The 22,995-nt window shown below is 66.8% G+C and carries 16 protein-coding genes; 3 read left to right on the top strand and 13 right to left on the bottom strand.

The genetic code is table 11. The features are described 5' to 3' along the window. Positions 1–88 precede the first annotated feature (88 nt). The 3 genes from ACF8O7_RS19385 to ACF8O7_RS19375 form a co-directional block, all read right to left on the bottom strand. A complete protein-coding gene (locus ACF8O7_RS19385; protein ID WP_223275166.1) occupies positions 89–1,225 on the bottom strand; it encodes a TolC family protein in 1,137 nt (378 codons plus the stop codon). A gap of 310 nt (positions 1,226–1,535) precedes the next feature. Next, positions 1,536–4,649, bottom strand: coding sequence for an efflux RND transporter permease subunit (locus ACF8O7_RS19380; protein WP_016447267.1), 3,114 nt, complete (start codon positions 4,647–4,649; stop codon positions 1,536–1,538). Between the two features lie 21 nt (positions 4,650–4,670). After that, positions 4,671–5,819, bottom strand: coding sequence for an efflux RND transporter periplasmic adaptor subunit (locus ACF8O7_RS19375; protein WP_016454185.1), 1,149 nt, complete (start codon positions 5,817–5,819; stop codon positions 4,671–4,673). An 816-nt stretch (positions 5,820–6,635) separates the two neighbouring features. On the opposite strand from ACF8O7_RS19375, the gene dinG reads away from it, so the two are divergent. Beyond that, positions 6,636–8,810 carry an ATP-dependent DNA helicase DinG gene (gene dinG, locus ACF8O7_RS19370; protein WP_154832960.1) on the top strand — a complete coding sequence of 725 codons (2,175 nt, stop codon included), beginning with the start codon at positions 6,636–6,638 and terminating at the stop codon, positions 8,808–8,810. A gap of 1,523 nt (positions 8,811–10,333) precedes the next feature. Here the strand turns inward: dinG and ACF8O7_RS19365 are convergent. Both ACF8O7_RS19365 and ACF8O7_RS19360 read right to left on the bottom strand, forming a co-directional pair. Next, positions 10,334–10,966 (bottom strand): acyloxyacyl hydrolase, encoded by a 633-nt coding sequence (locus ACF8O7_RS19365; RefSeq protein ID WP_126311535.1) that lies wholly within the window; start codon positions 10,964–10,966, stop codon positions 10,334–10,336. A gap of 176 nt (positions 10,967–11,142) precedes the next feature. Further along, positions 11,143–11,688 (bottom strand): Spy/CpxP family protein refolding chaperone, encoded by a 546-nt coding sequence (locus ACF8O7_RS19360; protein WP_126311536.1) that lies wholly within the window; start codon positions 11,686–11,688, stop codon positions 11,143–11,145. 309 nt (positions 11,689–11,997) lie between these two features. On the opposite strand from ACF8O7_RS19360, the gene ACF8O7_RS19355 reads away from it, so the two are divergent. Beyond that, a complete protein-coding gene (locus ACF8O7_RS19355) occupies positions 11,998–13,035 on the top strand; it encodes a recombination-associated protein RdgC (protein WP_126311537.1) in 1,038 nt (345 codons plus the stop codon). A 64-nt stretch (positions 13,036–13,099) separates the two neighbouring features. Here the strand turns inward: ACF8O7_RS19355 and ACF8O7_RS19350 are convergent, their stop codons facing one another. The 8 genes from ACF8O7_RS19350 to ACF8O7_RS19315 form a co-directional block, all read right to left on the bottom strand. Continuing rightward, positions 13,100–14,287, bottom strand: a complete 1,188-nt coding sequence (locus tag ACF8O7_RS19350; RefSeq protein ID WP_016447274.1) for an acetyl-CoA C-acyltransferase family protein — start codon at positions 14,285–14,287, stop codon at positions 13,100–13,102. Positions 14,288–14,386: 99 nt separating this feature from the next. Next, on the bottom strand, positions 14,387–15,175 hold the full coding sequence (locus ACF8O7_RS19345) for an enoyl-CoA hydratase/isomerase family protein (protein WP_126311538.1): 789 nt from the start codon (positions 15,173–15,175) through the stop codon (positions 14,387–14,389). Between the two features lie 7 nt (positions 15,176–15,182). After that, a complete protein-coding gene (locus ACF8O7_RS19340; protein WP_392444042.1) occupies positions 15,183–17,018 on the bottom strand; it encodes an AMP-dependent synthetase/ligase in 1,836 nt (611 codons plus the stop codon). 145 nt (positions 17,019–17,163) lie between these two features. Continuing rightward, complete coding sequence (locus tag ACF8O7_RS19335) at positions 17,164–17,982, bottom strand: ABC transporter ATP-binding protein (protein ID WP_016447277.1); 819 nt, start codon at positions 17,980–17,982, stop codon at positions 17,164–17,166. Between the two features lie 25 nt (positions 17,983–18,007). Then, the gene (locus ACF8O7_RS19330; RefSeq protein ID WP_016447278.1) at positions 18,008–19,189 is read right to left on the bottom strand and encodes an ABC transporter substrate-binding protein; all 1,182 of its coding nucleotides are present in this window, start codon (positions 19,187–19,189) and stop codon (positions 18,008–18,010) included. Positions 19,190–19,225: 36 nt separating this feature from the next. Further along, complete coding sequence (locus ACF8O7_RS19325) at positions 19,226–20,263, bottom strand: branched-chain amino acid ABC transporter permease (protein WP_034365427.1); 1,038 nt, start codon at positions 20,261–20,263, stop codon at positions 19,226–19,228. Between the two features lie 22 nt (positions 20,264–20,285). Next, positions 20,286–21,167, bottom strand: coding sequence for a branched-chain amino acid ABC transporter permease (locus ACF8O7_RS19320; protein WP_017406956.1), 882 nt, complete (start codon positions 21,165–21,167; stop codon positions 20,286–20,288). Beyond that, the gene (locus tag ACF8O7_RS19315; protein ID WP_126311541.1) at positions 21,164–22,048 is read right to left on the bottom strand and encodes an ABC transporter ATP-binding protein; all 885 of its coding nucleotides are present in this window, start codon (positions 22,046–22,048) and stop codon (positions 21,164–21,166) included. Before ACF8O7_RS19315 ends, ACF8O7_RS19320 begins: the two co-directional genes overlap by 4 nt. 130 nt (positions 22,049–22,178) lie before the next feature. Between ACF8O7_RS19315 and ACF8O7_RS19310 the strand changes: the two genes are divergently transcribed. Further along, the gene (locus tag ACF8O7_RS19310) at positions 22,179–22,922 is read left to right on the top strand and encodes a TetR/AcrR family transcriptional regulator (RefSeq protein WP_392444040.1); all 744 of its coding nucleotides are present in this window, start codon (positions 22,179–22,181) and stop codon (positions 22,920–22,922) included. Positions 22,923–22,995: the final 73 nt, after the last annotated feature.

The following is a 22,995-nucleotide window of genomic DNA, read 5'->3' as shown; positions in this document are numbered from 1 at the left end:
TCGGTGGGGGTGCCGGCATGTTGACCACCTCTTTCCAGCTAGGGGCAGGGCCGCGCGGCATCCCAGAGCACCGCGCCGCATGAAACCGTCAGGGCGCTGCCCACATCGGCAGATCGCCGCTGGCCACGCGCACCTGCCACTCGGCCAGCATCATTTCCTTGACCAGGTCCAGGTGCTCCAGGCGGTGCTCGTTGATCGATCCCAGCGAATCGATCAGCTCCAGGATGGAGCCCTGGCCCAGCTTGTAGGCATCCTGGGCCATCTGGTTGAGCGGCGCGATCTGGGCCAGGCCCTGCTTTTCGTAGGCGCGCACGGCATCGCGGCGCAGCTTCAGTTGCCTGATGGCGCGCTGCAGCTCGGTACGCGCCTCGATCAGCGCGGCGTCGTAGCGCAGCTGGGCCTGCTCGGCCTCCACCTGGGCACGCGCGATGGGGCCTTCGCGGCGATCGAACAGCGGCAGCTCCACCGACACGCCGATCTGGTTGTAGTTGCCGTCCAGCCGGTTGCGCACCCGCGCCACGCTGATGCTGGGCGTGGGCAGGGCTTCGCGGCGTTCCAGCTCGACCTTGTGGCGCAGCTGGTCCAGCTCGGCCTGGGCGGCCACCAGGGCCGGCAGGCGCAGGCGCGCGGCCTCCCAAAGTTCCTGCTCGTGCAGCAGCTGGGCCACGGGAACGGCCTGCAGGCTGCCCGTGGCGCGCGGTGCCCACTGGGGCAGGGCGGCCAGGGCGGCGGCGTGCGAGGCGGCGTCCTGCCAGTCCGACTGGGCCTGGCTGACCTGCATGGCCATCTGGGCCTGCTGCAGGCTCAGGCGCGCGCCGTCATAGCGGCTGCGCGCACCGGCCTCGATCTGTCCGCGCACGATATTGCCCGCGCTGTTCAGGGCCTCCTGCGCCTCTTGCCAGACCTTCAGGCGCTGCTGCGTCATCAGCAGATCAATGAAGGCCGTGGCTGCATCGTTGAGCGTGGTGGCCACGGCCACCTCGACATTGGCGCGCGCCGCCGTCTCGCCCTTGCGCGCGTTCTCCATGCGCAGGCGCCGCTGGCCGAAAATGGGCAGCGGCTGCTCTATGCCCCACTGCTTCTCGCCCGGCTTGCTGCTGTACGACGCCGAAGGATTGGGAAACGCCGCCGCCGTGCGGCTGTCCGCCTGCGCAATCCCGATCTGCAGTCGCTGCGCAGCCAGCTGGGGCTGGTTGCGCACCACCATCTGCAGATACTCCTGCATCCCCACCGGCTGCTGCGGCGCAGCCGCCGGAGCCACCTCGGAAGCAGGCGCCGCAGTGATGGCCGGCACAGCCGCCCCGCCCGGTACAGCGGGTACAGCGGGTACAGCGGGTACAGCCTGCTGCGCAAGCGCAGAACCCGCCCCGCAGCACAGCGCCACAGCCACAAACAGGGCCCGATAAGGTGAACGACCCACAAAACCGGCACGGCCCAAATCAGAGACGCCAAGCAAGAGCCGCCTCGCGGCGATGGCGTCGTCCCCCTCCCGCGAAGCGAGAGAGGGGGAAGCGGCGCAGCCGCTCAGGGGGTGCTTACTCTTTTTCATCGAGTTCTTCCTGCGTCAACATGTTCTTGGGGCCCAGCAGCGCATAGAGCACGGGCAGCAGCACCAGGGCCACCAGGGGCAGCACCACCATGCCGCCCACGATCACGGAGGCGAAGGGCTTTTGCGTCTCGCTGCCCACGCCCGTGGACAGCGCCATGGGCAGCAGGCCCAGCAGCGCCAGCAGCGCCACGAGCACGATGGAGCGCATGCGCTCGGCAGCGCCCTCGACCAGGGCCTGCATCATGGGCATGCCCTGCCGTCGCAGCTCCTCCACGGCCGAGATCACCAGCAGGCCGGCCAGCGCCACCTGCCCCAGCAAGGCGATGAAGCCGATGGCCGCGCTGATGGACAGCTCGATGCCCGCCAAGTGCAGGGCCGCGATGCCGCCCACCATGGTGAAGGGCGCGCACAGCAAGATGATGCCGGCGCTGCGCGCCTGGCCCAGCGCGCCGAACAGCAGGGCGTAGACGATGATCAGCGACAGCGGCACCACGATCTTCAGGCGTGCGGCCGCGCGCTGCTGGTTCTCCCACTCGCCGCCCCAGACGGCCTGGTAGCCCTCGGGGATCTTCACGTTCTTCTTGAACGTGGCCAGCGTGTCCTTGACCACGGAGCCGATGTCACGGCCTTCCACGTTGAACTTGAGCGCCATGTAGCGCGCATTGCCTTCGCGGAAGATGGAGGAGTTGCCGATCTTGATGGCCACCTGGCCCACGGAGTGCAGCGGCACCGAGCCGCCCGCAGCGCCATTGGGCAAGGGGATGGCGATGTTGCGGATGCGTTCCTCGTCCATGCGGTCCACGTAGGGCAGGCGCACGCGCACGGGCACGGGGTACTCGCCTTCCCACAGCGTGGTGGAGATGTTGCCGGCCAGCGCCGCCTCCAGCGTCTTTTGCGCGGTCTCCATGGCAATGCCCTGGCGCGCCAGCGCCTGGCGGTCGAACTCCACGTGCACCTGGGGCGCAGGCGCGTCGCGGTACAGGCCCAGGTCGACCACGCCGTCGATGTCCTTCACCAGGTCCACGGTCTGCTGCAGGATGGAGCGCAGCTGCGGAATGTCGGGGCCGAAGACCTTGAGCACCACCTGGCCGCGCGCGCCGGACGTCGATTCCTCCACGCTGTCGCGGATGGGCTGGGCGAAGTTGAACGACACGCCCGGAATCTCGCTGAGCGTGGCGCGCATCTGCTCGATGAGCTGGGGCTTGGTCAGGCCCTTGCGCCATTCGCCGTGGCCCTTCAGGCGCACCAGCACCTTGGCCAGGTTCAGCGTCTCGTTGTCGGTGCCGGACTCGGGACGGCCCTGCTCGGTGGTGACGGTGATGACCTCGGGGAAGGTCTTCAGGCGCAGGCGCACGTCGCGCAGCACTTCCTGGCCCTTTTCCAGCGAGATCGATGCCGGCATCTGCACCAGCACGTAGGCGTCGCCTTCATCGAGCTCGGGCAGGAATTCCGTGCCCAGCCAGGCGGCCGACAGGCCGGCCGCCACCAGGATGGCCAGCGAGGCGACCACCACCATGACACGGCGCCGCCCGGCGCCCAGCAGGCTGCCGATCCAGTGCTGGTAGCCGTGGTGCGCGCGGTCGAAGATCTTGGGCTCTTCCACCATCACGTGCTGGGGCTTGAGGAACAGCGCGCACAGCGCCGGCACCAGGCCCATGGCGAAGACCAGGGCACCCAGCAGCGCGAAGCTGTAGGTCATGGCCAGCGGACGGAAGATGCGGCCCTCGATGCTTTCCAGCGAGAACACGGGGATCAGCGCCGCGATCACGATGGCCATGGCGAACAGCGTGGGCTTGGCCACGGCCACGGCCGAGTCGATGATGATGTGGCGCATGTCCGCCTGCGTCTGCGGCTTGCGCAGGCGGGCGTTGCGGATGATGTTCTCGGCCAGCACCACGGCGCCGTCCACCATGATGCCGAAGTCGATGGCACCCATGGAGATCAGGTTGGCCGGCATGCCCAGCAGGTGCAGGCCGATGAAGGCCACCAGCAGCGACAGCGGGATCACTGTGGCCACGATCAGCGAGCCGCGCAGGCTGCGCAGGAACAGCCACAGCACGCCCACGATCAGCGTGGCGCCGAACAGCAGGTTGTGCTGCACCGTGCCCAGCGTGTGGCCGACCAGGTCGGAGCGGTCGTAGTTGGTCTCCATGTGCATGCCCTCGGGCAGGCCGCCGTCATTGAGCGCGGCCACCTTGGCATGGATCTGGTCCAGCACCACCGAGGGGTTCTCGCCGCGCTTGAGCAGCACGATGCCCTGGACCACGTCGTCGGCATCGTCCATGCCCACCGAGCCCTGGCGCGGCGTGTGCGACTGCACCACGCGCGCCACGTCGCCAATGGTCACGGGCGCGCTGCCGCGCATGGCCACGACCACGCCCTGGATCTCCTGCGGCGTGCGCAGCAGGCCGATACCGCGGATGATCAGCGACTGCTCGCCGCGGCGCATCAGGCCGCCGCCCACGTTGCGGTTGGACTTGGACAGGGCATCGCTCACGTCTTCCAGCGACAGGCCCAGCGCATACAGCTTCTCGGGATCGACCTCGACGTGGTACTCCTTGACGAAGCCGCCGATGCTGACCACGTCCGCCACGCCCTGCACCTGCTTGAGCACGCGCACCACGCGCCATTCCTGCTCGGTGCGCAGCTGCGCCAGCGTGTGGCGGTCGCTCTTCAGGCGGTAGTAGAAGATCTTGCCCAGCGGCGTGTAGTCGGGCGCCATCTCGGGCGTGACGCCGTCGGGCAGATTGGCCTGGGGCAGGCGCTGCGACACCTCGGCGCGCGCATGGAAGCTGTCGGCCTCGTCATTGAAGACGAGGTTGATCATGGCCAGGCCGAAGTAGCTCTCCGAGCGCAGCGACACCAGGCCCGGCGTGCCGTTGAGCTCGCGCTCCAGCGGCTGGGTGATCTGGCGCTCCACCTCCTCGGGGGCCAGGCCCGGCGCCTGGGCAATCACGCCCACCTGCACATTGGTCACATCGGGATAGGCCTCGATGGCCGTGTGCAGGTACGAATACACGCCATAGATGGCGATGATCAGGGTGGCGCACAGGGCGACGAGCCGCCGGTGCACCACAAACGCTATCAGGGAACGCAGCATTGATGGGACTCCTTGCCGCGATCAGAGCAGCTGGCTGGCTGCGCCGTCGAGCAGCAGGCCACCGCGCACGACGATCTTCTCACCCGACTTCAGGCCCGACACCACGGGCACCATGCCGCGCGAGGGCCGGCCCAGCACCACGGTGCGGGCCTCGAACTGCAGCTCGCCGGTCTGCACGAAGACGATGCTGCGGCTTTCATCCTTGATGAGCACGGCCGTCACGGGGATCAGCATCTCGTGCTCGTTGGAGACCTGCAGGCCCACGCGCGCCTGCATGCCGGAACGCAGCACGGGGTTTTGCGCATCGAGCTGCACGATGACGGAGGCGCGGCGCGATTCCTTGTCCAGCGTGGCGCCCAGGTGGCGCACCGTGCCGGTCAGGGGCTTGGGCAGCTGCGGCACATCGACCTGCACGGCACTGCCCAGGCGGATGCCGGGCAGATCGCTTTCGAAGACATCGGCCACCACGTTCATGGCGGCGGGATCGCCGATCAGGAACAGCTCGCCGCTGGGCTCGACCGAGGCGCCGACCACGGCCTTGCGCTCGGCCACCACGCCGGCGCGCGGCGCACGCAGCACCAGCCGGTCGCCGCCGCCTTGCCCCAGCAGCGCCGACGTGCCCTGGGCACGCGCCAGCTCCTGGGCCGACTCGCGCAGCTTTGCCTGGGCCGCGCGCAGATCCACCTCCACGCCCACGCCCTTGTCCACCATGGTCTGCTGGCGCCGCACTTCCACGGTGGCCACGTCATGCGCGCTGCGGGCAGCTTCCACTTCGTAGCGCACGCGCAGCGCCTCGGGGCTGACCAGGGTGGCCAGCTCGTCGCCGGCCTTGACGATGTCGCCCACGTGGGCACGCACGGACACCACGCGCGCGGCCAGCGGCACCGAGACGGTGGCCACGCGGTCCTCGGCAAAGGTCACGCGCGCCGGCGCCCAGGCCATCTGCGTGCCCTGCGGATCGGCCACCGCGGCGATGTCCAGCATCTTCAGCGACTCGGGCTTGACCCGCACCACGCCGGCGGGCGCGGGTGCCTGCGCGGCAGGCTCGTTCTGTGCCGATGCCTTGGATGCATCGCAGCCCGCCACAAGGCAGGCCACGGCGATGACGGCGCATGCCGAGGCCGCCGGAAACCGGGCTGCCGTGGGCAGGCCCGCAAGTGTCTTGATCATTCTTGCCCCTTCAATCCATGCCTGGAGCGCAGGGACTGCAGCGAGCCGACCCTTGTCTCCTGAGATGAAACAGATGCTAGAAAACGCATCTTCCGGCGTGCGTGAAGCCTTCATTACCGTTTGGTAAGGCACTCGCATGCCCTGGGCTCGCCCCCGGGACCTGTCCCCGGCGGGGATGGTCTGTGCCTTTGGCGGACTTTTGCGAGATCCGGCGCGGTCCGCGGCGCACAGCCTGCGCGGTCCCGGACCTGCCGCCTGGCGTGGGACCCAGGCCAGGCCGCAGCGGCGGCAGACCTGTGGATATCCCGGGGAAAAATGCGCCCTGCAAAGCCAGAGATCTGCACAGGCCCTGTTTTCCACAGTGGTGACAACTTTCATCACCTTCTGCAAATTGCAGCAAACCTGAATCCGCGAAAAATTCGTTGCAAATCAACGATGAATCGCGACAATCACTCCATCAATCCACAGGCATGCCAACAGCATGCACACAAGATTGACCACAGGCCGCACACCCTGGCAGCTGTGGGCAAGACTGTGGATGCAGCCACGCGCACAGCCATCAACGGCCATGGGAACAATCCAGGAACAGCCGGTGGACAGATGTCCATCCCGGCCTCCGATACCCACCTGTACGCACATGCGATTGGCGGGTGCAGTGATCCATATGACGTGCAGCTTGTAGGCTGTACGGCATACGAAAAACGCGCTTTGTGCGCTGTATTCCATAAGATTTCGCATCTTATTTAATACATATCACTGTACGAATCCTTATAAACAGACGGACCAAAGTGATCCATCTGGTCGAAATACGCCGAAATGCATGAAAAAAAATGGGCTGACCAAGCCCTGAAATCCTTCGATGACGTGGTCGGAGCCATCCCGGGGTTCCGAAATCGTGAGGGGCAGCGAAAAATGGCAGCCCAGGTCGCGCAGACCTTGAGCCAGGCCCAGCTGGGAAAAATCGATGAGGGCGCGCCGGAGCCCACCCGGTCCATTGCCGTGGTGCAGGCCGGAACGGGGGTGGGCAAATCGCTGGCGTACAGCATTCCCGCCATTTCGATGGCGCTGGCGCGCGGCACCCGGGTGCTGATTTCCACGGCCACCGTGGCGCTGCAGGAACAGCTGGTGAACAAGGATCTGCCCGCGCTGGCCCAGCAGCTGGAGCAGCCTTTCAAGTTCGCGCTGGCCAAGGGCCGGGGCCGCTTTGTCTGCAAACTGAAGCTGGAGCGGCTGGCCAGCACCGGCGAGGCCCAGGACGAGGATCTGGACGATCTGTTCGCCGAGGAAAAGGCCCAGGCCCAAAGCCGCGTGGCACGCCCGGCCCTGGAGCTGGAGGCGCGCATGCAGTTCTACAAAAGCATGGCCAACGCGCTGGCCAGCCAGGCCTGGGACGGCGACCGCGACTCTCTGGAAACCCCGCCCGAGGCCGAGGCCTGGAGCCCCGTGGCGGCCGAATCCTCGTCCTGCACGGGCAAGCACTGCCCGGCCTTCAGCAACTGCGTCTACTACGAGCGCCGCAAGGACCTGGTGGCCGCCCAGGTCATCGTGGCCAACCACGATCTGCTGCTGTCCTCCCTGGGCGCGCGGCTGCTGCCCGAGCTGGACAACTGCCTTCTGGTGCTGGACGAAGCCCACCATCTGCCCGCCACGGCGCTGGGCCAGTTCGCCGGCGAGATGGACCTGAGCCGCCTGGGCTGGATAGACAAGCTGACCAGCCGCGCCCTGCGCGTGAATACCCTGGTCGAAGTGGAGGAACTGGCCGACCTGCCCAGCCATGCAAGCCAGCTGCGCCAGCAGCTGCAGGAACTGGCGCGCCTGGTGATGGAGCTGTACGGCGATACGCTCAAGTCACAAAAGGACAGCTGGGGGCCGGCCCGGGTGCGCGTGCCGCGCGGCATGCTGCCCGAGCCCCTGCTGGAGCCGCTGGGCAGGGCGGCCCACCATGCCAACAGCTTTCTGGACGCGCTGCGCGCCATCTCCAAGGCGCTGCGTGCCGCCATCAAGGACAATCCAGAGGAAGCACGCAGGCTGTCTACAGCTTATGCACAGGTTGGCGCACTGGCACCCCGCCTGGAATCCGTCTATGACACGGCCCAGTTGCTGATGCAGCAGCCGGCGCAGGATGACGACAGTAGCCGCGTGCCCAATGCCAAATGGTTCACGTTGGAGACAGATGGCGAGTACATCGTGGTCAAGGCCCATGCCAGCCCCATCCTGCCCGGCGCCACGCTGCGCCATCACCTGTGGTCCCAGGTGCGCGGCGCGGTGCTCACGTCGGCCACCTTGACCAGCTGTGGACAATTCGACTTCTTCCTGCGCGAGGCCGGCCTGCACGACGATGCGGCCGTGACCACGCTGGAAGTGCCCAGCCCCTTCGACTACGCGCGACAGGGCACGCTGGTGGCGCGCGAAACCGTGGCCGATCCGAAGGAAGCCGCCCGCTTCACCCAAGAGATGGTGGACGCGCTGCTGGGCGACCTGTCCCGTGTGCAGGCTGGCGCCCTGGTGCTGTTCACCTCGCGCGAGCAGATGCGCCTGGCGGTGGATGCGCTGTCCACGGCCATGCGCTCGCAGGTGCTGGTGCAGACGGCCATGCCCCGCGCCCTGCTGCTGGCACGCCACCGCGATGCCGTGGAGATGGGCGAGCCCTCCATCATCTTCGGCATGCAGTCCTTCGGGGAGGGACTGGACCTGCCCGGCGCACTGTGCGAGTCCCTGTTCATCACCAAGCTGCCCTTTGCCCCGCCCGACGACCCCGTGGGCGAGGCCCGCGCCGAATGGCTGCGCAGCAGCGGCCGCAACCCCTTCAACGAACTCGTGGTGCCGGCCACGGCGATACGGCTGGCCCAGTGGGTGGGCCGCGCCATCCGCACCGAGGAAGACCAGGCCCATGTCTACTGCTATGACCGGCGCCTGGTGAACACCAGCTATGGCCAGCAGCTGCTCAAGGGCCTGCCGCCCTTTGCCCTGCAGCGCCGCCCGGCACGCTGAGACGAAAGCTGTGGAAAGAACGGGGAAACCAGCCCCTCTCCGTTTCCTCCACCTTCCCCCATCCACACAAGCCCTTGATTTCAGGCAATTTTCCTGAAAACCATCCTCCCGATTGCCCACAGGCCATTTGCACACAGCCTGTGGGCAACTTCACTCCACGGGATCCGTTCATGCATGCGGCGCCCGGCAACAGGTTCAAAGGACCTGCGCGACCTCGCAGGCCACACCTGCCGACCACCCCCGTAGATCTCGGCCCACAGGCCATCAGGCGGCCCCAGGAAGCGCTTTGGCGCCCCTGCAGGGTTCCTGGCATCTGCCTGGTGTTTGCGCTGTCTGCGGGCCGTTGGAGAGACGGCCTGATTCCCATCCTTTCTCCCTGCAGTGCTGCAGCCATCACTTTTCGTGATTGCCCTTGCCAGTGCTGGATCAGCTGCTCCTGATTCGGATGCACAGGCCGCTAGCAGGGCCCAGATCAAGGATTGAATTTTTTTGAATGAACAACGGTGGTCTCTGGCGTGTCCGCATGCGCCCGTGCGAGAGACGCCGTTTCCTCGAAGTTTTCCCTGGTTGTTCACAGCCAGGCGTGAAAAAGGCCGTCGTTCACCTGCATGCCAACCGGGTGACGGGTGAAGTCTTGTCTTCATGAGCAAGGCCATCGCCCAGGAGCCTTGCGGATTTTTTGCAGACAGGCGCGCCAATTTCGCTGGAGCGCAGTCCTTATTTGCACATGCCTGGCTCCAGCCAAGCTCACGCGTCTGTTTTTTTGGCAAACCTGGCTGCCTTGGCTTCCCGGCGTGACTTCGCCTTTGGTTGTTCTTTGATCTTCTTATAAAGAATAGTCGTAGTAGTAGAGGCATGATATCTCTGTGGATAACTGCCATTACCTTAAAAAAAACAAGGATCTAGCGTACTGAAAAACATGTGGTCAACGCCCTGTTCCCGGTGTCTTGCCAACGGGGATAGATTGCATGTCACGGATTTTTCTGTGGATAACTTGAAAGTTGATCATCTTCTATCCACAGTTTTGCATGACAGGCTTTTTTTGTGATGTTTTCTCGTAAGTTATTGATTTAAAAGAAATTTAAGCGTTTATCAGTCAGAAGGTAGACCTGTGATGCATGGATGAACACAGGGTCTGACCATGCTGTGATCTGTTGACAAGCAGCTTTTCCTGGGCAAGGGGGCTGCTTTTTTTATCCAGATCGGCGTTCGTGCTGTGAAAAACCGAGCTCGGCTGTTATTCCTATTTCTTCTATTTTTTAATTAGTAGTAGTAGTAAGTGAAGCGCTTAATTGTTGATAACTGATTTTTCACATGGAAAATCAATAAGTTATGAGTATGCAAACCCTGTGGTGGATGCTGCCTTGCAGCTGCACCCGTTTTGGGAACAACTTTCCGCGATGCATCCATCCTGTGAATAAGTATGGATTTACAAGGTTTTTATACCCAGGTTTTTCCACAGGTCTGCAGCGGGCAAAAAAAAGACCACCTCGCGGGTGGTCGGGGCTGGGCTGCAGCGATGGTCAGAAATGGTGGGCGTAGCGCACCTGCAGGAAGTTTTCGCCGGGGTTGGGCTTCTTGATGCCAGCGTTGGAATGGTGCTCCAGCCTCAGCACCAGTTCATGCTGGCCTTGGTTGCCAAACAGGTAGCCCACGCCGATATGGGTGGCGAAGTTGTAGCGGGTCGGGAATTCCTTCTCGTCCGTGACGTAGCGCCGGTTCAGTGCCCAGCTCAGACCCACGCCGGTTTCTGCAAACCAGGGCGACTGTCCGTTGCTGCCACGCCAGCGCAGCGTGGGATTGATGCCCACCACCCAGGTGCTGCGGTGGCTGCCTTCCAGGGGGGCGGACCATCGCGCGCCCCAGATATCCCAGTAGCCGCTGAGCTGGCCGCCCCACAGCGCATGGCGCCAGTTGCGCCAGGGCACGGTAACGCCCAGGGTCCAGCTGTCGGCGCTGCGCTCGGCCGCGCCATATTGCAGGTACAGGGAAGGGGTGGATTCCGGCGCCAAGGATTGCGCCTGGGTCGCCATCGGCAGGACAGCGCCTGCGCAGGCCAGCATCACGGTCGCTGCCAGGCGTGCTGGCGGATGGATGCGTGCCTTGGCGAGGCGCTGGTAGCTGGATGGCGTCGTTTGAATGATTTTGAGGGCCATGATCTTCTCCGGGGGCGGCACACGTTGCTGTGCCTGTAACACTCTAGGGAGGCTGGTGAAGACCGGGGCGTCAGCAAAAAAGCCCTTGCACTGTCGGTCGCCCGACAAGGCGTCCGTGCAAGGGCTGGCTCAAGCAATCCGGCTGCCCGCCGGTGGCAGGCAGGCCAGGCTGGCGCTTACTGGGCAGGTGCCGGGGCAGGGCGGGCCTGGCCGCTCTTGTGGTCATGGCGCGGGCCGTGGCCCATGCCGTGGTGGCCAGGGTGGCCCTTGTGCAGCGTGGCGGCATCGAAGGTCTTTTGCTGGCTGGCATCCAGCTGGGCGTAGAAGGCCTTGGTGGCTTCGCCGCGGCGATCGGCATCGGCCGCGCGCTGGGCGCGCATTTCACGCATCTTGTCGATGCGCTGGGGCGTGGTCAGCTTGGCGAAGTCCTCGCGCTCCATGCGCTGGGGACGCTCGCCGGGCTTGAAGGTGGCCGCATAGGTGTTCCATGCGGTCTCCTGGGCCGGCGTGAGCTTGAGGTCGGCCTTGAGCTTGGCGATGCGCTGCTGCATGTGCTCGCGGCGCTCGCCGGGCTTGTGCATGGGACGTTCGGGCTTGGGCGTGGTGGCTGCAGCCGGTGCTGCCGGCGCGGCGGTCTGGGCGTACGAGGGCAGGGCGAACGAGGCCAGCAAGGCGGTGGCAGCTGCGGCGCTGGCGAGGGTGCGGCGGAAGGTGGTGGTCATTCCAAAATCCTTTCTGGAGAGGGTGACTGAAGGCCGCCGTCAAGGCACTTGGCGAGCCCTGTGCAGCGGATGGTTGAAGTGTGGTCGTCCGATGTATCGGGGCCGTGAGGTTTTGCGCAGGGCTTGTAAAGAATTGACAAGCTTGTGCAGCGCTGTCCGGTGCCAGGCATGCACAATGGCCGGGCGGGGCGCCAAGGCATGGCGCCCCTGCTGTTTTTTCTGTTTTCTCCCTCTGGATGGAGGCGGCGCAGCCCGGTGTTGCACACCCTCTTGCGGCACGGCCGCAGTCCGTCCGAGCAAAGGTTCGCTATGTTCAAAAACATGATCGTCTATCGCATTGCCGAGAGCTGGCAGGGCGATTTGCAGCAGCTTGAAGAAGCCCTGGGCAAGAGCCCGTTTGCCGAGTGCGGCGCCACGCAGGAGCGCAGCGCCGGCTGGGTGCCGCCGCGCGGCGAGCCCCATGGCCCGCTGGCCGAGTCCGTGGCCAATCAGTGGGTGATGCGCTTCATGACCGAGGCCAAGATGCTGCCGGCCAGCGTGCTCAACCGCCGCGTCAACGAGAAGGCCGCCCACATCGAGGCCACCGAAGGCCGCAAGCCCGGCAAGAAGGAAAAGAAGGAACTCAAGGACGAGGCCAAGCTGGACCTGCTGCCCATGGCCTTCACCAAGCAGGGCTCCATGTGGGTGTGGCTGGACCCGCAGGCCCGCACCCTGGTGCTGGACACCGGCAGCCAGGCGCGCGCCGACGAGGTGGTCAGCTCGCTGGTGGAGGGCCTCACAGGCTTTGCGCTGGCCCTGGTCGATACGCAGACCAGCGCACAGGCCGCCATGGCGCACTGGCTGACCACGCAGGAAAGCCCGGCCGGCTTTTCGATTGACCGTGAATGCGAGCTCAAGGCCGCCGACGAATCCAAGGCCGTGGTGCGCTATGCGCGCCATCCGCTGGACATCGACGAGGTGCGCCAGCACATCGAGCACGGCAAGCTGCCCACGCGCCTGGCGCTGACCTGGGACGACCGCGTGAGCTTTGTGCTGACCGAGGGTCTGCAGATCCGCAAGATCGCGCTGCTCGATGCCGTGATGGAAGGCCAGTCGCAGGACGACGGCGGCTTCGATGCCGACGTGGCGATTGCCACGGGCGAGCTGTCCAGGCTCATCCCCGATCTGATCGAGGCGTTGGGCGGGGAAGGGCGCACGGGCCTGGGCCAGGATCTTCCCGCATCGCTGCAGACGCCTGCTGCCTACGCTCCCGCGACGGCACCGCGCGCAGCGGCATCGGGCCGTGGAGCGCTGACGGGGCCGGCCACGGCACCCGTGGACACGGCGCCTGAAGAAGCGCCGTTCTGAGCCAGCAGCCGGGCACCCGGGCCGGCAATGTTTCATGTGAAACATCGCCGCGCCCCCAGGGCGCTCAGACCCTTTCGAAGATGGCTGCGATGCCCTGGCCGCCGCCTATGCACATGGTCACCAGCGCATAGCGGCCGCCCGTGCGCTGCAGTTCGGCGATGGCCTTGGTGGTGATGATGGCGCCCGTGGCGCCGACCGGGTGGCCCAGCGAGATGCCCGAGCCGTTGGGATTGACCTTGGCCGGGTCCAGCGCCAGTTGCTGGATCACGGCGCAGGCCTGGGCCGCGAAGGCCTCGTTGGCCTCGATGACGTCCATGTCTGCAATCTTCAGGCCCGTGCGCTGCAGTACCTTCTGCGTGGCCGGCACGGGGCCTATGCCCATGTAGGCGGGGTCCACGCCGGCATGGGCGTAGCCGACCAGGCGCGCCAGCGGCTTCAGTCCCAGGGCAGCCACGCGATCGCCTGCGGCCAGCGCCACGGCGGCCGCGCCGTCGTTGATGCCCGAGGCATTGCCGGCCGTCACGGTGCCGCCTTCCTTGCGGAAGGCCGGCTTCATGGCGCTGAGCACTTCGATGGTGGTGGCCGCGCGCACATGCTCGTCGGTGTCGAAGACCACGACGCCCTTGCGCGTGGCGATTTCCACGGGAACGATCTGCTCCTTGAAGTGGCCGGCCGCGATGGCAGCGGCCGCGCGCTGGTGGCTGGCCGCTGCCAGTTCATCCTGCATTTCACGGCTGATGTGGTAGCGCTCGGCCACGTTCTCGGCCGTGATGCCCATGTGCATCTTCTGCCAGGGATCGTGCAGGATGCCCAGCATGTAGTCGATGCTCTTGGCGTCGCCCATGCGCGCGCCCCAGCGCGCGGCCTGGTCGAAGTAGGGGCCGCGGCTCATGGACTCGCTGCCGCCGCCGATGGCCACGTCGCAATCGCCCAGCGCAATGGCCTGGGCGGCAGAGACGATGGCCTGCAGGCCGGAGCCGCACAGCCGGTTGACGTTGAAGGCCGGCGTCTCGATGGGGCAGCCCGCATCGATGGCGGCCACGCGCGAGAGGTAGGCGTCCTTGGTATCGGTGGGGATCACATTGCCCATGACCACGTGGCCGACGGCGTCGGGCGCCAGGCCCGCGCGCTCCATGGCGGCCTTGACGGCCGTGGTGGCCAGCTGGGTGTTGGGTACGTCCTTGAGGCTGCCGCCGAAGGTGCCGATGGCGGTGCGCGCAGTGCCGACGACGAAGACGTCGCGTGGGGTCATGGTGAAGCTCCTCGAAGCGATGAACACGGGGGATGGAGTGCATTGTGCCGGGCAGGCGGCAGGCAGCGCAGCCGCCTCGGCGTCAGTTCCGGGCGCAGGTCAACGTCCCTCGAATTGCGGCGTCTGCCTGGCGTGGAACGCCGCAATGCCGCGCGGCAGGTCGGCCGTGCGCGCACAGGCATCGAAGGCGCAGGCCTCGGCCGCCAGCTGCTCGCGCAGGCTGCGGTCCAGACCGGCGCGCATGAGGCGGCGCATATGGCCCAGCGCCACCGTGGGGCCGGCGGCCAGGCGCTGGGCCAGCTGCTGCACGGCGGCGTCGAGTTCGGCGGGCGGCAGGACACGGTTGATGAGGCTCAGGCGCTGCGCTTGGGCGCAGTCCAGGGTCTCGCCCAGCATGGCGATCTCCAGCGCGTTGCGCAGGCCCACGATGCGCGGCAGCGCCCAGGAGGCGCCCACGTCGCAGCTGGCGCCCAGGTTGATGTAGGCCAGGTTGAAGCGCGTGCCCTCGGCCGCGCAGACGAAGTCGGCCTGCAGTATCAGCGACAGGCCTGCGCCTGCCGCCGCGCCATGCACCTTGGCGATGACGGGCGCATCTAGCTGGCCCAGCAGCGCCACGGCCTCGTTGAGCGGCGCCAGCAGCTCGGCCGCGCCGCGCACGGGGTCGGCGGCCAGCGTGTCCAAGTCGCCGCCCGCCATGAAGGCGCGGCCTGCGCCTTCCAGCACCACGCAGCGCAGCGCGCGGTCCTGGGCCAGGGCGCGCACGGCGTCGCGCAGCGCCAGTGCCATGGGCACGTCGATGGCGTTGAGGGCGGCGGGGCGGTGGAAGGTCAGCGTGGCGATGGCGCCTTCGCGCTGCAGCTGCAGCGGGGTGTCTTGCGTATCGGTCATGGGAGGCTCAGTGGTACAGGGCGTCGATTTCGGCGGCGTAGGTCTTGTAGATGGACGAGCGGCGCACCTTCATCGTGGCCGTGACTTCGCCATCGTCGTGGTCCAGCTCCTTGGTCAGCAGATGGAAGCGCCGCACATGCGAGACCTGGGCCAGGCGCGCATTGCCCTGCGCGATCTCGGCCTCGATGAGCGCGCGCACCTCGGGCATCTCGGCCAGGGAGCGGAAATGCGTGAAGGCAATGCGCCGCGCCTGGGCCCATTGGCCCACGGTCTCGTAGTCGATCTGCACCAGCGCGCCCACGAACTTGCGGCCCTCGGCCACGACGATGCACTCCTTGATGAAGGGGCTGGCCTTCATGGTGTTCTCGATCTCCGAGGGCGTGAGGTTCTTGCCGCCGGCGGTGATCATGATGTCCTTGAGGCGGTCCACGATGCGCAGCTGGCCGCCCTGCACGCGCACCACGTCGCCCGTGTGCAGCCAGCCGTCCTGGATGCTTTGCGCCGTGGCCTCGGGGTTCTTGTAGTAGCCCGCGAAGACCATGTCGCCCTTGATCTGCAGTTCGCCGCTGTCGTCACCCTCGTGGCCCGCGCTGCTGTCGAGGCTGGCAATGCGCCATTGCACGCCTTCGGTGGCCACGCCTACGCTGCCCACGGACACGTCGTCCAGCCGGTGGCCCGTGACCATGCCCGTGGATTCGGTCAGGCCGTAGACCTCGATCAGCGGCACGCCCAGCGTGCGGAAAAAGCGCACCACGTCGGGTGGTATGGGCGCGGCGCCCGTGAGCGCCACGCGCACCTGGCGCAGGCCGATGAAGTTCTGCAGTGCGCGCAGCACGCTCCAGTAGCTGGCGGCCCAGGTGAGGTGTTCGGCCAGGCTCCACTGCCTGCGGGGCTTTTCGGCCAGCGGCGCGCAGGCGGCCATGGCACGCCGGTAGAGCGTGCGGCGCAGCGGCCCGGTCTCCTGCATCTTGATGCTGATGGCCGCATGCAGCTTTTCCCAGATGCGTGGCACGCCCAGGAACATGTTGGGCGCGACTTCGCGCAGGTCTTCCTGCACCGTGCGGATGGACTCGCCGAAGTGCACCTGCGAGCCCAGGTAGACCGGCACGAAGCTGGTCAGCATCTGCTCGGCCACGTGGCACAGCGGCAGGTAGGACAGGTGGCGCGTGCCGCCATCCAGCCCCAGCCGCTCGGCAATGCCGGGCACCACGCCGCGGATGTTGCGGTAGGTGATCATGGCGCCCTTGGGCTTGCCGGTGGAGCCCGAGGTGTAGATCATCAGCCCCACGTCATCCAGCGTCTGGCGTGCCAGCGCCTGTTCGATGGGGGCGCGGCTGGCGGCCTGGGCGCCCAGGCGCTCGACCTCGTCGAAGGTGGTGATCAGTGCGCGCAGCTCGGGCGCAAGGCTGCGCAGGCCCTTGGTCTCCATGACGATGATTTTCTGCAGCTGCGGCAGCTCGGGCAGGGCGGCCAGCAGCTTGTCGGTCTGCTCCTGGTCCTCGCACACCATGATGGCGATGTCCGCGTGTCCGGCCACGTAGGCGACCTCGGGCGTGGGACTGGTGGGGTAGACGCCCACGGTGATGGCGCCGATCAGGCCCGCGCCCATCTGGGCCAGCACCCACTCGATGCGGTTCTCGGAGATCACGCCCATGTGGCCGCCTGGCGGCAGGCCCAGCTGCGCCAGGCCCAGCCCGAAGTGGCTGGCACGCTCGTGGTAGCGCGCCCAGCTGGTGGGCTTCCAGATGCCGAAGTCCTTTTGCCGTATGGCCACGCGCTGGGCATCGCTGCGCGCGCGTTCGGCCAGCATCTGGGGCAGGGTGAGTTCGGGAAGGTTCTTCATATCAATGACCCATCGCGCTGCCTGTGACACTGGCGTGCCCCCACACGGGAGCACCGAGGAAGGGCCGCCCCGCACCGAGGGTGCTGTCCCCCTCCCTCGCGAAGCGGGAGAGAGGGGGAAGGCGCGAAGCGACTCAGGGGGTGCTTCATGACAACCAGCGCTTGCGGCGCTTGTAGTGCTTCAGGTCGCGAAAACTTTTTGCCTCGCCGCCACCACCCATGCCCAGGTAGAACTCGCGCACGTCGGCATCCTGGGCCAGGCGTTCGGCCGGGCCGTCGATGACGATCTTGCCGTTCTCCATGATGTAGCCGCTGTGCGCCACGGCCAGGGCCACGGTGGCGTTCTGCTCGACCAGCAGCATGGAGGTGCCGCGCTCGGCATTGATGCGCGCGATGATGGTGAAGATGTCCTCCACCAGCTTGGGCGCCAGGCCCAGCGAGGGCTCGTCCAGCAGCATGAGCTGGGGCTCGGCGATCAGCGCGCGGCCAATGGCCAGCATCTGCTGCTCGCCGCCCGACAGGTAGCCGGCCAGGCCTTTGCGTCGCTCATGCAGGCGCGGGAAGTAGCTGTAGACCAGGTCGAAGTCGGGCTTGACTTGATGGCGGCCCGTGAGCGCGTAGGTCGCGGCCACGAGGTTTTCCTCCACCGTGAGGTCCTCGAACACGCGCCGGCCCTCCATCACATGCGACAGCCCCAGGCGCACCAGCTGCTGGGGCGCGTACTGCGCGGTGGACTGGCCGTTGTAGCGCACGCTGCCGCTGGCCAGCAGGCCGTCCTCCAGCGCCAGCAGTCCGGAGACGGCCTTGAGCGTGGTGCTCTTGCCCGCGCCGTTGCTGCCCAGCAGCGCCACGATCTGGCCGCGCGGAACGGCCAGCGACAGGCCGCGCAGGGCCTGCACGACCTTGTTGTAGATGACCTCGATGTTGTTGATTTCGAGGACCTTGTCCGTGGGCTGCTCGGTCATGTGCGGGCGTCTGTTCGGACGACAGTCAAAGTGCGATCCAGTCAGAGGCGGGCAGCATCTTCTGCGCCTTCATGTCCGCCTTGTAGACGCGGCCCACGGGAATCGAATTGCCCTTGATGGTGATGGGCACGCCGATCAGTCCGCCCGTGTCGAAGTCCTTGATGGAGTTGAGCGCTGCCTTGAGGTTGGGGCCGGTGAGCGGCTTGCCCGCGTCCAGGCAGCGCCTGGCCGATTCCACGAACAGCATGGCCGCCAGAAAGCCCTGGATATAGGCCGTGCTCTGGTACTCGGGGCGCAGCGCGCGGATCTTGTCCAGCATGGGCGCCTTGGCCGAGGTGTCGTAGTAGTAGCGGTAGGGCATGACGCCCATGAAGCCGTCGCCGGCCTCGCCCATCTTCATGACGGTGGAGCTGTCCATGGTCCAGAAGGTGCCCATCCATCGGCTGGTCATGCCCATCTGCTTGCCCTGCTGGATGAACTCGGGAATGGGCGCGAGGATGTAGCCGTGGAAGATGGTGTAGTCGGGCGCGGCGCGGCGCAGCTTGATGACTTCGGTGGACACGTCCACGCTGCCGGGCGGCGTCATCAGCTTGGCCACCATGTTCAGGCCCAGCTTCTTGGCGGCCGCTTCGCTGGCCTCGATGGGGTCGCGGCCGAATTCGGAGTCGGAGTAGACGAAGGCCACCTTGGCGCCCGGTTTTTCCTTGGCGATGTGCTTGAGCAGGATGCCGAACATCTCCGTGTAGTCGGGCCCCACGAGGAACTGGTTCGGGTACTTGGCCGGGTTGTTGAGCTCGGTGGCGAAGGAGGCGCCCGCCATGAGGATGGCGCCGTTGCGGTCCAGCTCCGGATTGATGGTCTTGGAAAAGCCCGTGGAGTCGCCGTAGTAGAGGTTGACCTTGTTCTGGCTGGTGATCTTCTTGAACGCGGCCACCGAGACATCGACCTTGTAGCCCGTGTCCTCGGGCACGTAGCGGACCTTGCGGCCCTTGATGCCGCCGGCCTCGTTGACGATCTTCACGTAGTCGCCCATGCCGGCATTGATGCCCACGCCCGCGAAGGCGAACACGCCCGTCATGGGGATGGAGCCGCCGATCACAATGTCTTCGCCACCGGCCTGGGCGCGGGCGGCCAGCGGCGCGGCCAGGCTGGCGCCGGCCGCCAGCAGCAGGCTGCGGCGGCGCGAGGAAGTCGGGTGTTGCTGCATGCTTGTCTCCTTTTGCTTGTCGTGCGCGGCGCCGCCTCAATTGCGGAAGGGCCACAGGTGGAAGAAGCGGCGCAGGCGCCGCCACATTTGTGCGAGCCCCTGCGGCTCGAAGACCAGAAAGACGATGATCAGCAGCCCGAACACCATGGTGCGCACGGGCGACAGGAAGACGGTGAGCTCGGAGCCGCCGGGCAGCAGGTCCACGATGAGCTTGAGCAGCTCCGGCACCATGGTCATGAAGACCGCGCCCAGGATGGAGCCCAGGATGGAGCCCATGCCGCCGACGATGATGGCCGCCAGAAAGAAGATGGACATCAAGAGCGGAAAGCTCTCAGGCGTGACCACGCGGAAGAAGTACGCCCACAGCCCGCCCGCCACGCCTGCGTAGAACGAGGACAGCCCGAACGACAGCAGCTTGTAGCGCAGCAGCGGTATGCCCAGCACCTCGGCCGAGATGTCGCGGTCGCGGATGGCGATGAAGGCGCGGCCTGTGCGCGTGCGAAACAGGTTGGCCGCGCCCAGCAGCATCAGCAGCGTGACCGGCACGATCACCCAGTACAGCCGGAACGACGTATCCAGCGCCACGCCGAACACCGTGGCCGGCTGCAGCGTCAGGCCGGCCGTGCCGCCCGTGAGCCTGAGGTTGGCGAACAGGAAGTGCGCGATGAACGAGGCCGCGATGGTGGCAATCGCCAGGTACAGGCCCTTGACGCGCAGCGAGGGCAGGCCCACCACGATGCCGCCCAGCATGGCCACGAAGCCGCCCGCCAGCAGGTTGAACAGCACGGGCGTGCCCCAGCGCGCCTGCACGATGGCCACCGTATAGGCGCCCAGGCCCATGAAGGCGGCCTGGCCCAGGCTCACCAGGCCCGTGTAGCCCGTGAGGATGTTCAGCCCCGTGGCGCTGGCCACGTTGATGCTGACCAGGCAGGCCAGGTACAGCCAGTAGTCGCTGGCCATGAAGGGGAACAGCAGCAGCAGCGCGCCGGCCACGGCCAGCCAGATGCGTTGCGTGCGGGAGTCGAACAGCGCCGCGTCGGCGATGTAGCTTTCCTTGAGGGTGCCTATGCGCATGCTGCCGTCCTTGCGAAACTGTCTAGAGCCGCTCGATCTCGTGCGTGCCGAACAGGCCGTAGGGCCTGAGCATCAGCACCACGACCAGCACGATGAAGGTGGCCAGCAGCTTGTATTCGCCGCCCAGGTAGGCGCCGGCCAGCGCCTCCACCAGGCCGATGAACAGGCCGCCGACCAGGGCGCCCAGCACGCTGTCCAGCCCGCCCACGATGACGACCACCAGCACCGACAGGCCGAACACGCCCATGCTCGACGAGATGCCGCCGATGGAGCCGACGATGATTCCCGACACGGCGGCGATCATGGCCGACACCGCCCACGCCAGCGAGAACACGCGCGGCACATTGATGCCCACCGAATAGGCCGCTGCCTGGTCGCTGGCCGTCGCACGCAGGGCCACGCCGCCGCGCCAGTAGCGGAACACCAGCAGCACGGCCGCGATGAAGACCACGGCCACGGCTGCGCCCCAGGCCACCTTGGGCGCGAGAAAGGCCTCGCCGATCATCACGGGCTGCGTGGGCATGAACTCGGGCAGGCGGCGCTGGTCGGCCGTCCAGATCAGCTCCACCAGGCCCACCAGCACCGAGGCCAGGCCCACGGTGACCATGAACACCGAGATCGGCGGCTCGCCCAGCAGCGGCCGGATCATGGTGCGCTCGATCAGCGCGCCCAGCAGCCCCGTGCCCAGCACGGCGGCGGGAATGGCCAGCCACAGCGGCAGCGCGAACATGGCCGCGAAGGTGAAGAACAGGTAGGCGCCCACCATCAGCAGCTCGCCGATGGCGATGTTGACCACGCGCGTGGCCTTGTAGACCACCACGAAGGCCAGCGCGGCCAGCGCATACAGGCCGCCGCCGGCCAGGCCCGTGAGGGCAATCTCGAACAGGTAGGCCCAGTCCATCATGCGGCTTCCTGTGCCAGGGCAGGCTGCGGCGTGGCGGGCTCCGGCCGGGCGGACGCGCCGCGCAGCCGGCGCCGCAGCTCGCCCACATCACCGGCGCCCAGGTAGGCCCGGTTCACCTCGGGATCGGCCTGCACCACGGCGGGCGTGCCCTGGGCGATGACCTGGCCGAAGTTGAGCACCACCACATGGTCGGACAGGTCCATGACCATGCCCATGTCGTGCTCCACCATGAGCACGGTCACGCCCCATTCGGCGCGCACGTCCAGGATGAAGCGCGCCATGTCCTCGGTCTCCTCGCGGTTCATGCCGGCCACGGGCTCGTCCAGCATCAGGATGCGCGGCTGCATGGCCAGGGCGCGCGCCATCTCCACGCGTTTTTGCAGGCCGTAGGACAGGGCGGCCACGGGCGCATGTCGGATGTGGTCTATCTCCAGGAAATCGATGATGCGCTCCTCGATGTCGCGGCGCAGCTCGGCCTCTTCGCGGCGAGCGCGGCCCAGGTAGAGCAGGGCATCGAACACGTTGGTGCGCAGGTGGGCGTGGCGGCCCAGCTTGATGTTGTCCAGCACCGTCATGCCCCGGAACAGCGCAATGTTCTGGAAGCTGCGCCCCAGGCCCAGCCGCGCGCGGCGCGGCGCCGGCACGCGCGTGATGTCCTCGCCCTGGAAGCGGATGGAGCCGCCCGTGGGCCGGTAAAAGCCCGAGATGGTGTTGAACAGCGACGTCTTGCCCGCGCCGTTGGGACCGATCACCGCCGTGATCGAGCCGGGCTGCACATCGAAGCCCACGCCCGACAGCGCCTTCACGCCGCCAAAGGCGAGCGTGATGCCATCGACCTGCAGCAAGGGGGCGGGCCGGCCGCCGTCGGGGTGTGTCTCCATGGCTGTCTCGTGCGTTGGTTCGTCGAGCCGGGCAGGAGCCTACTGATGCGTAGGCTGTTTACTTTGGAGTAGATTCTGGTTGTCGCCCACCGCATGCAGCATCGGTGATTTCCCCGGTGCACCCGCCGCCATGAAGCCATCGAGCCCTGAAATCAAGACCCGACCCAGCCCCGGAACCCGCGCCCGCAAAGGCCGTGCGGCGCCCGCCGTGGACTCGCCCTGGAGCGGCACGCCCGACCGCGAGCAGCAGCGCGAGGCCAAGCGCCAAGCCGTGCTGCAGGCCGCCGCGCAGCTGTTCAACGAGCGCGGCTTCTCCGCCACCTCGCTGGACGACATCGCCGCGCGGCTGGGCGTGAGCAAGCCCACGCTGTACTACTACGTCAAGAACAAGGACGAGATCCTGCTGCAGTGCGTGAACCAGGGCCTGGCCATGACGCTGGAAGGCATCGAGGCCTCGCGCCGCGCAGGTGGCCAGGCCGTGGACCAGCTGCGCGCCTGCATGCAGGTCTATGCGCGCATCGTCACCATGGACTTCGGCATGTGCCTGATCCGTGTCGGCGACGAACAGGTCCCCCCCGACAGCCGCCGCGAACTGCGCCGCCAGAAGGCCGCCATAGACCAGGCCTTCCGGCGCCTGGTGGCCGCTGGCGTGCAGGAGGGCTCCCTGGCCTCCTGCGACCCCAAGATGACCGCCTTCGTGATTGCCGGCGCGCTCAGCTGGATAGGCCGCTGGTACCAGCCCGGCGGCCAGTACTCGGCCGAGGAAGTGGCGCAGCAGTGCATTGATACCTTGATGGGGGGGGTGTTGCGCAGGGCGGAGCCTGCTCGGCGCGCGGCCCCCGCAAAGCGCGCGGCAAACCCTTCCAAGGATTGAGCCGAAGCCGCACATGCCCGCAGAGCTTTGGTTCTATAGAGGTGTTTCCAAGAGCCTAAAAGAGCCTCCGGCA

Origin of the sequence: Delftia sp. WSY_16, assembly GCF_043104415.1 — a bacterium.
Taxonomy (GTDB): domain Bacteria; phylum Pseudomonadota; class Gammaproteobacteria; order Burkholderiales; family Burkholderiaceae_C; genus Comamonas; species Comamonas tsuruhatensis.
This window is presented reverse-complemented; position numbering and strand designations above follow the sequence as displayed.